The organism is Propionispora vibrioides (genome assembly GCF_900110485.1).
Taxonomy (GTDB): Bacteria; Bacillota; Negativicutes; order Propionisporales; family Propionisporaceae; genus Propionispora; species Propionispora vibrioides.
Window position 1 is genome coordinate 205820 of sequence record NZ_FODY01000003.1, and the last position, 14947, is coordinate 220766.

Below are 14947 nucleotides of genomic sequence, written 5' to 3' on the forward strand. Positions count from 1 at the left end.
AAAACGTCTCCTGCCGCGGCACCTTTTTTTATAAACAAGAACCTTCAATTCACAGACAATCCGCTTTCTATTAACAACTATGCCCGGTTCGCTTACAGTGTCTGTTCTGTCCGTTCGATAATATCGTCCTGGGTCTTGCGGGAAAGCACATTGAAGAAAGCGCTGTAACCAGCCACCCGGACAATTAGATCACTATATTGGTCCGGTTTTTCTTGTGCTTCACGCAATGTTTCTTTTGAAACAACATTGTATTGAACATGAAATCCCTGCAATTGGTTGAAAAATCCGCGAATAAGCTGAATAAGCTTTTGCTTATCTTCTTCCGTCTGCAATAGCTGCGGCGTAATTTTCTGGTTAAGCAATACGCCGCCGGTGATATCTTCCGTCGGCAGTTTAGCCACCGATTTAAATACGGCGGTCGGACCGTTGATATCCATGGCGTGGCAGGGCGCGCAGCCTTCAGCCAGCGGCTCCCAGGCCTTGCGCCCGTCCGGTGTCGCCATCGTGCCAAGACCTTGGCCAACGTTGGCGGAAATGGACGAGGTCCCGGCATAATAGTTGCCGCCAATGGGGCCGCGACCATATCGAGTATTTTTATACTTTTTGATCTCCCGCACATGCATATCGTACGCTTCACTGATCAAAGCATCGACATAGTCGTCATCATTGCCGAATTTAGGAGCCTTACGCAGCAGGGCGTGACGGATTCGTTCGCCCTTTTCCCCCTCATAGTTGTTGTGCAGGGCCTCCCATAGCTCAGCCGGTGTGAAAAGCTTAGCTTCAAAGACGCACTTTTTGATCGCGGCCAGCGAATCGGCCAGATTGGCAATGCCCACCTGCAAATCGGAAATCATGTCATATACAGCGCCGCCTTCTTTAAGATTAAGACCCCGTTCGATGCAGTCATCAACCAGTGCTGAGCAGAGAATATCTGCCGTATACTTTTCCAGGGTACGGTCGACGGCGGTATCAATAATAACATTTTCCTTGGTAAACTGCGTGATAACCTTATCCCAGGCCAGCATGACCTGATTAAAAGAAGTAAAGTCTCTGAAATGACCGGTTCCTTCACAAAGTTTTTCACCGCTTTTTGGATCGAAACCATCGTTAAGCGCAATTAAAAGCGTCTTGGGATAATTAAGAAAACTCATGCCGGTGCAACGATAACCCCATTTGCCGGGCACGGCAACTTCCACGCAACCGATGGCGCTATAATTATAAGCGTCTTCCTTTGCTACGCCTTTTTTAATCAAGGAAGGAATAATAATCTCATCACTGTTAAAGGCCGGCATCCCCGTACCAAGCTTCAATAGCTCGACCGCCTCTTTCATAAAACGGTCATCCAGTCCTGCATGGTAACGAACGGTAAGGTTCGGCTGCGGCAAATGCACCTGGGCATCTGACCTGATGATCAGGTAGGACAGCTGATTGACCGCATCCTTGCCGTCCGGCGTCTGGCCGCCAACGGTAACATTTTGATAAAGCGGGCTGCCCGCTGAATATTGCGTGTGGCTCCAACTGCGAATTTTGTTGATCGTATAGGTCTTAATCCACAGATTGGTCAGAAGCTCGCCGGCTTCTGCTTCCGTCAATGTACCATTTTCCAGGTCCCGCCTGTAATACTCGTAGGCATACTGGTCCAGGCGCCCATAAGACAAAGAATGTCCATTCGACTCAATTTGCAGCACCAGATGAATCAACCAGATAGACTGCAGGGCTTCGTAGAAATTCTGCGCCGGCTCATAGGGCACGCGCGACAGCGTATCGGCAATCCGTTCCAGTTCTGCCTTACGTTTGGGGGAATGACAGGCAGTTGCCTGCTCCCTGGCCAACTTCACGTAGCGGCCGGCAAAGGTCCGCACCGCCTCAATCACAAGCAGAATGGCTTGATAAAAATAAGATTTCTCGAGATCGGTATAAACGGCAAGATCAAGACCGGCCAGTTTTTCTCTGGTATGAGCCTCATAAGACCGCAAGCCCTCCCGCAGCAATCTGCCGTAATTGACGGCAAGGTGGGCATCGCCGGAAGTAATATTCCCTTCGGCTTTAATAATGCCAAGATCATAGAACAGGCGGCTTTTTTCCGGCATGGCCGCCAGTCCCTTTGCCTTAATTGTCCGGCCTTCCCAAAACGGAGCCATGTCGCGCAGAACCTGCTTATTTTCCTCGGTAATATGAAAAACATCGCCGTCGCGGGCAGCGAACTGATCCAGCTCGTCAATGACCCAGTCCATGGCATATTCGGGAAAGATGGGCGCCGCGCAGTTGGACGATGCCTGGTTTCCCGCCAGCATACTCTCCTCCTCGATATAGATGCTCATATGCTCGAGAATGTTTTTTAGCATATAAGCCCGTTTTAACGGTAACGGTTTATCCTCATGCTGGCGATACGCTTCAGTTGTATAGCGGGCCCGCTCCGTGCAAACCCAACGGGTCGGAGCCAGTACATCACTGCGATACTTTTCCATCCGCGGCGTTAATGCTCCGAAATAGCTATTCATTGCAGACAACTCCTTTGTTGTTATAAAATATCACTCACTCCCATCAATATCCGCATATTCGATTACCAAACCTTCCGTCGTCAGAGCTTTTTGGGCTTGTTCTGCCAGCCGGTTGTCGGTATACACCTTGGCCACTTCATCAAACTTAAACTGCAGCATGACGCCCTGGGCAGAAAACTTGGACGATTCGGTCAGCACAATCGTCTGTCGCGCACTTTTGGCCATATTGCGGACCGTTTCAGTACGATACGCATCGCTGCCGGTAAAACCAACCCCGGCCCGATAGCCATCGGTACCGACAAACAGCTTATCTACAAAGAAAAGCTGTGCTGTCTGATGAACGATCGGTCCGATTGTCACGCCCGAACGTTCCTGATAATCGCCGCCCAGCAGGATGATATGCAGGTTTGCATGATTACGAACGAAATTGGCGATAAACACGGAGTTGGTTATGATCGTAATATTTTTTTTCGTCTCTGCCAGTTCCAGCGCTAAGAGTGCACAGCAGGAACCTGATTCGATCATCACCGTTTCATTGTCTTCTACACAGGCTGCCGCCAATTTGGCAATCCGCTGCTTTTCTTGATAATGAACGGACAGGCGATTTTCCATGTCTTCGCTGTCTATGCTTACAGCATAACCGTGCTCCCGTTTCAACAGGCCCCGTTTCTTCTCCAGAAAGTCCAAATCCTTACGGATGGTAACCTGCGATACACCGAGGCGTTCCGCCAGTTTGGCCACTTCGATCTTTTTCTCGCTATGCAGGATATCGATGATGGTTAAATGTCGTGGTGTCAATTTGCTCACATCTCTTTCGTTTGTTATGAAAAAGAACTCTTTACACAGCAAAAGTCCCTTTATTCATAACCATATTACTTTCGTTTATTATAGCATTGCGTTAGAGCTATGAGCAAGCAAACACCTGTTGTAGCTTCATCATAGCAAACCGCACAAGAAATTTCAAGAAAAATATTTCTATCAAAACTATTTTAATTTACGAATGAAATATACAATTGAAACATAAGCAACAAAATGCTATGATAGTTTTAAACAGCAACCGAGATCTTATTAAGAAAGGAACGGAAAAAAATGAAACCCAACAAGCCTTATGAAGCATATACAGGAATGGTATTCAATATACAGCATTTCAGCCTTCACGACGGCCCGGGAATACGAACGGTGGTCTTTTTCAAGGGTTGTCCCCTGCGCTGTCCCTGGTGCGCTAATCCTGAATCGCAGCGCTTCACCCGTGAAATCACCTGGGATAAAAAAAAATGCAGGCTCTGCCTGCATTGCGTACAGCAATATCCTCAGGTATTTCAGCACAGACAGGGAGAGATCTTGGTCGATCAGCTTGTCGCTCAGGCTTGCGGTTCACGGCTCGACCCGGTAGATATCTGCCTGTACGATGCCCTGGACAGTGAGGGCGAGGAAAAATCGGCCGGACAAATTATCCGGGAAGTATGTAAAGACAAAGCATTTTACAGTGAATCGGGCGGCGGGATTACGCTGTCGGGTGGCGAGGTGCTGGCCCAGCCGGAATTTGCCCTCGCCATCCTGCGTTTGGCTAAGGAGAACGGACTGCATCGCGCTGCCGAGACAACCTGTTATACAACCCCTGCTGTGTTTCGCGAATTCCTGGCTGAAATCGACTACCTGCTATTTGATGTAAAGCATTTTACTGACCAAAAACACCGCAGCATAGTGGGTGTCCCCTTACCGCCGATCACGGAAAATATCCGTCTGGCCGTTGCCTCCGGTAAGGATATTCTGGCGCGAATACCGCTTGTTCCCGGCTTCAATGATACTTTGGCGGACGTCGACGGCTTTGCCGCTTATTTTCAGGAAGTTGGTATCAAAAAAGTACAATTGCTGCCTTTCCACCAGTTCGGCGAGAATAAATACCGGACACTGCATAGATCATATGCCTTTACCGGCGTCGACGCCTTGCACAAGGAGGACCTTCAGGAACATGCCCGGCGGTTTGCCGGCTTCGGAATCGAATGTATGATCTAATTCTATTATCTGAGGTACTAGTACTCCGCCAACCCTGAAACAATAAAAAACTACCATTAACAAGACTATGCTTTTGCACCTAAGACAATCCCGTTTTGCAGCTAAAACTGCCAAAATGGGATTGTTTTTCCTGGATTGCTAAAAATTACCTCTTCTTATTTCTGACCGTACAAATAGGTGAAGACATCACGGGCTTTTTGTATTTCTGCCGCCTCCAGCAGCACCGGATTGCCAATATGTTTGGCAAAGAGGTAAGACTTCGCATTATCCTCCAGCATCACCGCGGCGGTTAAAGCGTGCCGTACCGAGGTCCCTACCGTAATAACACCATGATTTGCCAATAGGCAGGCGCTTTTGTCGCCGAGAGCTTCCACCACATGCGGACCGATCAGACCGGAAGCCACCGGTGCGTACCGGGCCACCGGTACGGCTCCGCCCACCTCATTGGCCAAAGTAGTCGTCGCGCAGGGAATTTCCTGCTGCAGCATGGCAAACGAACAGGCATAGGTGGAATGGGTATGAATGATACTGAAAACATCCTGCCGTTTTCCGTAAATATATAGATGATCCGGAGTATCAACCGACGGCTTCCACTTTCCCTCAATTACCTTGCCACTTCCGTCAATAACAACGATATCCTCCGGCGATAAGGTTTCGTAAGACATACCGCTTGGCGTAATAGCGATATAACCGGTCTCCTCATCCCGTCCGCTTACATTGCCTCCGGTTAAAGTAACCAGCCCGTATTTTAATAAATCCAGTGAAGCAGCTAATACCTCTTTGCGCAATTGTTCCAATAACATGCTTAGTTCCTCCTCTCAGCAACTGTATAGCCGGCCTGTTTCAGCCTGGCCTGCACCCATTCTCTGGCCCGGATAATTTTTTCCTTACTGTCCGCTGCATGATCAGACCACATTTCGATCACGAAAGGTCCCTGATAACTCATATCATGCAAAGCTTTAAAAGCCTGCGAAAAATTTACAGTCCCTTGACCAAAATCGATACGGCGAAAAACCTGTTCTACCGTATCTTTAACATGAATACCTACGATATGGCTGGTCCCCTGCTTTAGCTCTTCCCTGACATTTAAATTCCAGGCGGTAAGATTACCGATATCGGGATATACCTGCAGCATCGGCGACTGATAGCGCTCCACATACTGCATGATTTTCGTCACCGAATTCAAAAAAGGATGGTCCATATTTTCGATGGCCAGCGTGACATTGGCTTTCCCAGCCCAGGCCAACGCCTGATTCATGCTGTCCTCATATAACTGCCTGGTTTTTTCATTACCCGCTTCATAGTACACATCATAGCCGGCCAATTGAATGACCCGGATACCGGTATCCACAGAAAACTGAATCGCTCTTGCCAGCAGGTCCAGTCCTTTTTGCCGTACGGCTGCCGAATCACTGCCTAGCGGATACTTGCGGTGCGCGCTTAGGCACATACTTAAAACCGGTGTTTCTGTTGCAACACTGGCATCCAGAAATGCCTTCTTTTGCTGCCGGTCCCAGTACAGCCGTTCTATCCGTTCTTCACTTTCATCTACCGATAGCTCCAGAAACTCATAGCCACACTCGGCTATCAGCCTAAACGTCCCAAGCCAATCAGGCAGCCCGGGCAATGCCTTTTCATAGATTCCCAAAGGAGTGCTTTTCACTATATTCATCGATTACCTCCTGCCAACAGGGTGTGTTTAGCCGAACAGACTAAATAGCTTCCAAATAACCAGTGTAATCGGATTGGTGGAACCGACAAAGCTGGATAAGGTGGACGTCCCCGCCGGCATCTGGAAGCCTGACGAAATAGCCATCACCGTATGGGTTTCGGCGTTAAGCGTCCCGCTGTATAAAGCAAATACCGTCAAGACCGAACCAATCAGTACATTTCTGAATACATTGCCGCGGGTAAAGATATTGACCATGCAAATCATAAAGGGAATGGTCGCCAAGTCACCAAAGGGCAGCACCTTGTTGCCCGGCAGGATAATGGCAAGACCAATCGCGATGGGCACCAACAGCAGCGATGAGGCAATAACAGCCGGGTCACCGACGGCAATGGCCGAATCCATCCCGATGGTAAATTCCCGGTCCGAATATTTCCGGGAGAAAAATTCCTTGGCCGCATCGGAAACGGGTAACAGCCCTTCCATCAAGATGCCCACCATCCGGGGCAGCACCATCATGACGGCGGACATAACGATAGCCAAATGGGTGATTTTGGCAAAATCGTAGCCTGCCAGTACGCCGATGCCCGCCCCCAGGAAAATTCCGATAACAATTGGTTCGCCTAAAACACCGAATTTGGTGGAAATGGTTCCGGGATCGGCTTTGATATCTTTGACGCCCGGAATCATGTCAATAAGCTTATTGATCGGCCAGCCGATAATAGCAAACCCGTTAGACAGGATATGGGGAATGGACACGCCTTCGTATCCATAATACTTCTGAAAATACCGGGCGGTAAAATCACCGCTTTTCAGGCCGACGATTAATGCCGCTCCCGCTGCGGCATAACCTAAGATCAGATTATTGGTGCTGCCATACACCATAGCCCCGACAAAGGTAAAGTGCCAATAGTTAAAAATATCCACATCAACGACATTGGTCATTTTGGTGACAAGCATGATGGCGTTAATCGTTATACCCAAAGGGATAATAAAGGCCCCGATCTTGGAGGCAAAGGCAATACTGGCGGTTGCCGGCCAGCCGGCGTCGAGAACGGTCAGGTTCACCCCAAACCGTTTGACCATGGCCTCGGCCGCCGGCCCCAGATTATCCATAAAAATGCCAAGGATGGCATTGATCGCAATAAAACCAATCCCGATGGTGATGCCGCTGCGAATGGCCCGCCCCGGTTTCTGCCCCAGGACAATCGCAAAAATACTGATCAGTATAGGTAAGAAGACTGCCGCGCCCAGACTGAGAAAAAACTCAAAAACAGTTGCAATCGCGTCCATTTTCATCTCTCCTTATGCTTTTATCGCCTGATAAATCTCCTCTAACCGTTTATCCACACCGATTCCCGTTAAAAAGGGCTTACCGTCAAATACCGGTATGCCGTTACCCAGATCGGGAACTGCCGTAATCGATACGATGACATCGGGCTTCATCATATCTGCCAGTGAAGGGATTTCAGCCGCCTTACAAATCCGCCACTCCACCTTAATCTCTCTGTCATGGCAATAATCCTCGACTTTCTTAGCCACAATCGTCGATGAAGCCACGCCACAACCGCAGGCCACCAAAGCTTTTCTTTTTAACATGTTTCTTCCTCCTTTCAAATGTCAACAGACTACTAATGGTTGATATAATAATTTAGCTTTTGATACAGCTCACCGGTTTTTGTCTCCAGCAGGTCCAGCATAATATTTTTATTCTGAAACAAAATGGACAGCTTGTTCAGCATTTCAATATGCTTATTGGGATCGTCAATGGCAAGCATGAAGATAAAACTGACCGGCACCTCTTCGCCGCCGCCTGACCCCATGACCTGAAATATCACGGGCTGGGCCAGAATGCAAACCGCAATCACCGGCTTATGTACATGGATGGTATCCGAGTGAGGGATTGCCACGCCAAAGGCTTCGGTCTGTAAGCCGGTGGGAAATGTTTTTTCCCGGTCGATGACCGCCTGGATATAGGTTTCTTTCACATACTGTAATTCGTACATTCTTGTGGCAATATACCGCAAGATTTCATTCTTATCGTTTATTCCATCCTCCCGGAAAACAAGTTCCCGGTCAAATGTGTTACGTACAGGCATGTACGATGGCCTCCTTTATCGCCTTGGCGGTGTCCAGCCGGGCAATTTTTTTAAAATCTTCTTTTATGACACACCCCAGAATGGAGCTTAGTGCAGTAAAGCAATGTTTATCCACGGCAAGCATAACAACTATGTTTACCTGCTTGTTTACCCACTGGATCGGTTCTGCCAGTGTCGCAATGGAAATAGCTGACCGAAGGACATGAGCCTCATCAGCGTGGGGAATCGCCACACCACCATCCAGTTCGGTGGGAAATACCGTTTCCCGCTGAAAGACATCGGTCAAATACTCCGCTTCCACCGCTTTACTTTTGATCAGATGCTTGGCTAAAAAGGTAATAACCTCTTGCTTATTGGTGTACGGCAGCTTGATGTGTATATTCTCTTCGGCCAACAGCTCGCCCACCGCTGAGCCTGCTGTCAGTTCCCCCGGCCCTCGGTACTTGTGAGAACTAATAAATTCTTTGAAGGTTTTTAGGCCGGCTGCCGTTACGATTTCCCGGGCATTAAAAAAGGGGATTCCCTTACTATGTGGATTGATCGTACCAACAATGGCAATGATCTTTCTTCTTTGCTTAATCCGGTCAATTTCCAAATCAATCCTGGGAAATTCAACAATGCCCCTCGTTTCAATGGTAAAATCCATCCCGCTTTCCGGCAGCGCCTCTGTTAACCGGTCTTTTATCAGTTTTGCTGTGCCGCTTCCGGTAACACAAATCGCCAAAATGACCGGCTTGCTGTCGCTCAGTTCTCCCGCGGGGATTTCCGGCTCCAGATTGTAAGGCAGTTCATTGCGAATAGAAGACAAAACATCATCCAGCCCCAAGTCCGGCAGATTCGTTCGCCGCGCTACCTCAATAGCCAGTACGGTATCCAACCTTGTCAGCGTTCTTGTCTCAATACCGGTCTCTTTGGTGATGAACTCACCAAAATAAGCTAATGATCCCATATCGGCAAGCAAAATCACGCCTTTTCCTTCATCCATTTCTTTTACCAGCCGAATGGCTTCATTCAAAGTCTCCTGCGGAGTTTTCTCCAGGGACATATCCAAGGCCCGGATATGCTTCATAACTCCCAGCAGCTTATTCACAACTTCCGCCACCGCACTGGCTACCCGGCCATGAGCCAGCAGCAGAACACCGACTTTCGGCAGTGCATACAGTTCGTTGCGATATCCTGAATTCAGATAGATAGCCATAAAGCCCAATTCTTCCTCCGGCAGGAGGATACCATAGGTTTGCTCCAGATACCGAGCAATGTCCCGGGCTACCGCCAATTCCCGGGAATAGTTCCGGGCAATTTCAGCCAAATTGTTATTCTGGATTTTCTTGCCTTCTTTCAGCCTGCTAATAGTTGCTTTCAGGTGGATAGCCAGACTGAACAGCAAATTTCCGTCCAGAACGCCCATTTTTTCCGAGGCAATCGCGATGATTTCTTCCGTCAAAGAGACAATTTGCTTGCCTACCACGGAAGTCAACTCTCTAACGTCCAAATCACCACTGTCGGTTTTCATATTCTTGATATATTGCTGGATCTTCTTTTCCACTTCGCCGCCAACAATCCGGTTTATGGCTTCCACAGCTAACCCTTCCGCCAGCAGAGTCAAATAACGTTCTTCCATATACCGGTAAATCCCCTCGGGAAAATGATACAAGCTGTCATTAGGCCGCAACTGGTTAATATTCGAATCAGGTGAAATCTCAACGTCACCCTTGACATAGGTATCCACTTTGCTGCGATAGTTGCGAATATCAATGAGGCCTTGCATGACATATTCGGGGACCTCGGAAATACCGATCCAGACCGATTCCCGGCTCATCGTCAGCCGGTTTAGGAGCCCTCTGGCACAGGCCACCTGAATATCGCTGCGCAGTTGTCCCAGATTGCCATGACATTTGTACAGCATCAGCGCTTTATAGACATCGGCCTTAACCAGAATTGGAGCACCAATCCGCCGTGCCTCACTGACGAAAAAATTATTAATAATGTGATACCGTTCGCCCAGCGGGCGCGAGTTAAGATCGGGTATTTCAATCACCATGGGGATTCTTCGCTTAAACGTAGTCAATAGATAGGAGTCGAGTGGCTCCGAGGTGGCACTGATCAGCATCACCCGGATCGGCAGCGACAATTTGGTTTCCCCCAGACGCCGGACCTTGCCTTTATCGATAAGCTGAAACAAAATTTCCTGTCCTTCGTGTGGCAGCCGGTGGATTTCATCGATAAAGAGCACGCCGCCATTCGCCTTTTCCACCAGACCGGCTTTATCCGTGTCGGCACCGGTAAAAGCACCTCTGACGTGGCCAAATAGCTGGGACAGTAACAACTGTTGGTTTTCCGCATAATCGGCCGCATTAAAAACAATAAAGGGAGAATCTTTTATAAAGGTGCCGGATGCCACTGCAAACTCGTACATGCATTCCGCAAGCTCGCTTTTCCCCACACCGGTTGGCCCGGTGATGATGGTATGCAGGCCATGGGGCGGATATAAAACAGCGGCCTTGGCCAGTTGAACCAGTGACTTTAGACTGCGGTTATACCCCACCAGCTTGGCAAAAACATCTCCTTCCGGCGCTTCCGGCTGTTCTGCCGGGATACTTACAGGACCGTCCGGTTTCATGACCGGCTGTTCCTGCAGCCTTACTTCCTCGGCATATTTGCTGACTGTGCAGCGCGCCACGGCATACCCCGTCTGATTCACCAGTCTCGTTAAATCCACCATGCCGATGTCCGGCTCTTGTTTTAAAAACGTTTCAATCTGTTTTAATAGCCCGGCCTTCCTCCTTTCCCGGGAATCTAAAATTCCCAGCTGATTTCTGATAATGGTAACTTCTTCCCGGCGAATGCCCAATTGGGCGGCAAGCTCCGTATCAGTCAGCGGATTCTTGCTATCCTCGCTTTGTACTAGCCTTCGTAGCTTTTCTTTCATTCCGTCTCCCCTCACTTTTATATAAAGCAATTTTCATACCAACATCTGATCTTTTTGTTAAACCGCCCTCTAGGGAACCACTGATTAATTCACACTGCACATCCTGGCGGATCTTTTTCCGTCTGGCTGCGTCAGTAAAACCTTGAAATAGGGACCGCTATTCCTGCGGTTTTACTTCCTTGCCAGCCGAAAAAATCTCTCGCCAGGCAGGCAGGCTCATTTAATCAGCGGTTCCCTAAATCCAAGAATATTCGGAAATATTTCTTTCCTCTAAAAACAAAAAAATCATTTTCAGACAGGTCCCCTTATAAAGTGGTTATAAAAAAGCAACAAAAAAATCACAAAAAATCTCCCATTAAGGCAACACAACATAAACTATTTCACATCCGCAGCCAATCTCCTATAGCTAATTAACCAATAAAAAAAGAACTGACTTTTAAGAATCAGTTCTTTCCGTGACCTATTTAGCTCTCTGCAGCCCACATCCCATTATGCGGCTGTATCTTACGCTTTTTGCAGTTCCTTGCGGCGAGCATCCTTTCTTGAAACAAATAACCGTAATATTACACCATCCATAGCGCTATTATAGTCCAGACCGCGCTCTGCTCACGCATCCCCTTGCGGCCGCCAGTCTTTGAGGAGCGGCGTCAGGTTTCCCTGATATAGAATATGCAGGTTATGCATCGCCCGGGACAAGGCCACATAGAGCAGACGCCGCGCCAACGGTTCCGGTGGGTATTCGGTGGCCGAGGCGTTCCAGACCACTACGGCGTCAAATTCCAACCCCTTGGCCAGTGCCACGGGAGCTATCGAAATGCTGCCCCGGTACAGGGTTTCCTCGCCGGCCAGCAGATAGACCGGCAGCGCAAGGTCTGCTTCGGTCGCGGCGGCTGACAACGGCTCATAAAGCGCCATGGCTTCAGCCTCCCGTTTGGTAATAACGGCCACCGAAGCAGCACCGCCGGCAATAAATTCTTTGATGCTGTCAAAACAGTGCCGCAAGCCGTCGCTGACAGACATCATTTTTTTCAGTACTGGCCTGCGTCCGGTCTCATAGACCGGAATGGCCTGGGAATGACCGGCAGGCACCACACAGTTAAACACATCAATAATTTCTTTAGCCGAACGATAACTGTGCAGAATTTCCCGGTATACCGTCCGGTCGTCAGCAAAGACCCCTTTGGTCAATACATTCCAACTGTTGATGCTCCGGTACGAATGAATCCCCTGGGACACATCCCCCATAATAGTAAACGAGCCGTTGCTGGACAATCGTTTTAACATGGCAAATTCCACGGCATTTAAATCCTGCGCCTCATCGACAACAATATGATCGTAGCGGATCGTCCGGGGCCACCCGTCCAGCAAAAAGGCCAGATAGGCCAGTAACGCCAAATCCTCCCGCTCTACCAGACCGGCGGACAGTACATCCTGCGAATGGCTGCGAATAGCGTCCAGATCATACCGCATATCTTTTAGCGGTTTAAACATCATTTTGCTGGCATACAGCTCACGATAGGCTTCCAGCAGTTCCAGCGGCTGCCAGCGTTTAAAATAGCTGCCCAGAAATTTATCTCTTTCCCGGCTGCACCGCTTAACCGCTTCATCAGCTACCGTACCCTGTTTCTGCCTGGCCTCCAGCACCTCCACATAATTGTTCACCCGGAAGGTAATATGCCGGATCAGCGAATGCAGCCGCTCATTATACGGCGTTTTGCCTTCCTCCATAAAGGTATCCAACTGCTCCTGGGCGGTAACGGTCAGACCGCTGTCAAACAGCCGGATATCCACCAGCTTGACACAAAATCGCTGCAGTTTATGCTCCACATAAGCCTGCAGCACTTTTAGAAAATCCAGGGAGCCCTTGAGTTGAGCGGTATCGGCCAGCAGACGGCTGCTTTTTTTGTCCCGGCCAGCCAGTATATGTTCCAGCCGGTCGTTAGCCGTAATGGTAAAGACCCGGCCGGTGAGGGCGGTAACCAGATCATCCCAGACCAGTTGTTTCACATCAGCCGCATCAATGTCCGGCAGCAAATCCGATATATAGTCCAAAAAAATCCGGTTAGGTGCAATGACAATCAGCCGTTCAGGCTTCAACTTTTCATTGTATAGCAAGTAGGATAAGCGGTGCAGCCCGATGGTGCTTTTGCCCGAGCCGGCCACCCCCTGAATGATGGTAACCTGCTGCAGCGGCTGCCGGATAATCTGATTCTGTTCGGCCTGAATAGAGGTGATAATGTCTTTCAATTTATCCGCCGCGCCCGCTTTCAGCCGCTCTGTCAACAGCGGATCGCCAAGCAGCGCCTGCTGCTGACGCGACAAGATCTGATCCATGACATAATTATCCACCATGCTTTTCAGTTCGCCGTCTTCGATTTTGTATTGCCGTTTCACCCGGACATCGCCTTCATAATGATAACGCCCCAGCACTTCATAACTGGCCCGGCCACCATAGCATTCATAAAAAATGGTGGAAACCGGATCACGCCAGTCAAAAACCAGTATATCCTCGTCCTGTTCAATATGCAGGCGGGCCACCTTGGTACGCCCAATATAGTAGCTGTGAAAATCCGGTGTTCCGTCCTCCCGGAAATCCACCCGGCCAAAGTAAGGACTGGGCAAAGCGGCTTCCAGGTCATGAATCCGGTACGAGTGATCACTGCGCAGCATCGTGTGCACATAGGCGCTGATCTCATCCTTCAGCGACAATGACTTCTGAGCCCGCTGCAACCGTTCATCAATGTCCGTATTCAGTTCCTCAACAATCTGCTTCATATCGGCTATCGTTTTCGCCAAATGCTGGCGTTCCAGATCAAATTCTGAATGTTGTTGCGTCATACTGTCCCCACCTGTCATTTCATCCATTATAAATATATATTATACCAGAATAAACCGGCAAATAGAAAAGGAGTGCCCTTGGCACTCCCGGTATGTTTATGAAAGTAAAGAGCCCGTAATGATCTTCGCGCCGGCCCGCACTGATCATTTCACACCTATACGCAATCTTTCGACTACCCACAGGCATTACACAACCAATACAGACCTTTGCCCGACCACTGCAGATAGCTACCGAACCTACTGCAATCTCCCGACTGCAATAGACCCCTTGGTATTCACAACCCACAATGATCTTGACTCGACCGCCGCCACTCCCTTGGGACCACATGACAACAGTTGGGCTGCCATACAGCCTTTAAGGAATACCAACGATCTGCCCGCCGGCTGCTGCCGAACCTTCCGACCCGACAACAACCTTTGGCCGGCGAATACCGAACACTCTCATATCCGGCACCCACCTTGGCTCGACCATTACGAACCCTTTACACTGCTATTATCTGCAATACGCCACCATACATACCAGGAAATTCATTCCAATAAATAAAAAAATTCTCGTTTAAATCACGTCTGCTTCTAAAGCTGTTTCCAAGACTGATACGCTACCCTAAATAAGGGAGGGTACAAGATGGAACTATGCAAACTTGACGCATTAAAACAGGAAGAACTTATCAAAAAAATACAGGCTTTCTTTCGAGAAGAACGGCAGGAAACACTGGATGAAACGCAGGCATCCCGCTTTCTCAGCTTCATGCTCCAGGAAACCGGCCATTACCTTTATGATCAGGCACTGGAAGAAAGCCGCTTCTTTTTGGCGCAAAAACTGGAGAATATATTGGGCGTAAAAAGAGATCCCATCCATTAGCGCGACTTGCCGTAATGGTTTCCTAAACATACC

Annotated in this window: 11 protein-coding genes; 2 read left to right on the forward strand and 9 right to left on the reverse strand. The window is 48.9% G+C overall.

The annotated features are described in order from the left end of the window. Window positions 1-92: 92 nt before the first annotated feature. Window positions 93-2501, reverse strand: coding sequence for a glycyl radical protein (locus BMW43_RS04310; RefSeq protein WP_091744175.1), 2409 nt, complete (start codon window positions 2499-2501; stop codon window positions 93-95). A gap of 30 nt (window positions 2502-2531) precedes the next feature. Further along, window positions 2532-3299 carry a DeoR/GlpR family DNA-binding transcription regulator gene (locus tag BMW43_RS04315; RefSeq protein WP_091744176.1) on the reverse strand — a complete coding sequence of 256 codons (768 nt, stop codon included), beginning with the start codon at window positions 3297-3299 and terminating at the stop codon, window positions 2532-2534. 291 nt (window positions 3300-3590) lie between these two features. On the opposite strand from BMW43_RS04315, the gene BMW43_RS04320 reads away from it, so the two are divergent. Beyond that, window positions 3591-4517, forward strand: coding sequence for a glycyl-radical enzyme activating protein (locus BMW43_RS04320; RefSeq protein ID WP_091744177.1), 927 nt, complete (start codon window positions 3591-3593; stop codon window positions 4515-4517). Between the two features lie 155 nt (window positions 4518-4672). Here the strand turns inward: BMW43_RS04320 and BMW43_RS04325 are convergent, their stop codons facing one another. The 7 genes from BMW43_RS04325 to BMW43_RS04355 form a co-directional block, all read right to left on the reverse strand. Beyond that, window positions 4673-5320, reverse strand: coding sequence for a class II aldolase/adducin family protein (locus tag BMW43_RS04325; protein ID WP_091744178.1), 648 nt, complete (start codon window positions 5318-5320; stop codon window positions 4673-4675). 2 nt (window positions 5321-5322) lie between these two features. Beyond that, complete coding sequence (locus BMW43_RS04330; protein WP_091744179.1) at window positions 5323-6189, reverse strand: L-ribulose-5-phosphate 3-epimerase; 867 nt, start codon at window positions 6187-6189, stop codon at window positions 5323-5325. Between the two features lie 27 nt (window positions 6190-6216). Next, window positions 6217-7479, reverse strand: a complete 1263-nt coding sequence (locus BMW43_RS04335) for a PTS galactitol transporter subunit IIC (protein ID WP_091744180.1) — start codon at window positions 7477-7479, stop codon at window positions 6217-6219. 12 nt (window positions 7480-7491) lie between these two features. Further along, window positions 7492-7785 (reverse strand): PTS sugar transporter subunit IIB, encoded by a 294-nt coding sequence (locus BMW43_RS04340; RefSeq protein WP_091744181.1) that lies wholly within the window; start codon window positions 7783-7785, stop codon window positions 7492-7494. A 32-nt stretch (window positions 7786-7817) separates the two neighbouring features. Further along, window positions 7818-8285: a PTS sugar transporter subunit IIA gene (locus tag BMW43_RS04345; RefSeq protein ID WP_091744182.1), complete on the reverse strand. Its 468-nt coding sequence runs from the start codon at window positions 8283-8285 to the stop codon at window positions 7818-7820. Next, entirely contained in the window at window positions 8272-11214 is a 2943-nt protein-coding gene (locus BMW43_RS04350) for a sigma 54-interacting transcriptional regulator (RefSeq protein WP_091744183.1), read from the reverse strand. Before BMW43_RS04350 ends, BMW43_RS04345 begins: the two co-directional genes overlap by 14 nt. 606 nt (window positions 11215-11820) lie before the next feature. Next, entirely contained in the window at window positions 11821-14052 is a 2232-nt protein-coding gene (locus BMW43_RS04355) for a HelD family protein (protein WP_091744184.1), read from the reverse strand. 625 nt (window positions 14053-14677) lie between these two features. Here BMW43_RS04355 and BMW43_RS04365 point away from each other — a divergent pair. Then, window positions 14678-14914, forward strand: a complete 237-nt coding sequence (locus BMW43_RS04365; RefSeq protein ID WP_091744185.1) for a DUF2164 family protein — start codon at window positions 14678-14680, stop codon at window positions 14912-14914. The last annotated feature ends 33 nt before the right edge of the window (window positions 14915-14947 follow it).

Coding starts and splice junctions, on each gene's coding strand:
- BMW43_RS04355 (WP_091744184.1), bottom strand. CDS start 14,052: ATGACGCAACAACATTCAGAATTTGATCTGGAACGCCAGCATTTGGCG.
- BMW43_RS04335 (WP_091744180.1), bottom strand. CDS start 7,479: ATGGACGCGATTGCAACTGTTTTTGAGTTTTTTCTCAGTCTGGGCGCG.
- BMW43_RS04345 (WP_091744182.1), bottom strand. CDS start 8,285: ATGCCTGTACGTAACACATTTGACCGGGAACTTGTTTTCCGGGAGGAT.
- BMW43_RS04320 (WP_091744177.1), top strand. CDS start 3,591: ATGAAACCCAACAAGCCTTATGAAGCATATACAGGAATGGTATTCAAT.
- BMW43_RS04350 (WP_091744183.1), bottom strand. CDS start 11,214: ATGAAAGAAAAGCTACGAAGGCTAGTACAAAGCGAGGATAGCAAGAAT.
- BMW43_RS04330 (WP_091744179.1), bottom strand. CDS start 6,189: ATGAATATAGTGAAAAGCACTCCTTTGGGAATCTATGAAAAGGCATTG.
- BMW43_RS04340 (WP_091744181.1), bottom strand. CDS start 7,785: ATGTTAAAAAGAAAAGCTTTGGTGGCCTGCGGTTGTGGCGTGGCTTCA.
- BMW43_RS04365 (WP_091744185.1), top strand. CDS start 14,678: ATGGAACTATGCAAACTTGACGCATTAAAACAGGAAGAACTTATCAAA.
- BMW43_RS04325 (WP_091744178.1), bottom strand. CDS start 5,320: ATGTTATTGGAACAATTGCGCAAAGAGGTATTAGCTGCTTCACTGGAT.
- BMW43_RS04310 (WP_091744175.1), bottom strand. CDS start 2,501: ATGAATAGCTATTTCGGAGCATTAACGCCGCGGATGGAAAAGTATCGC.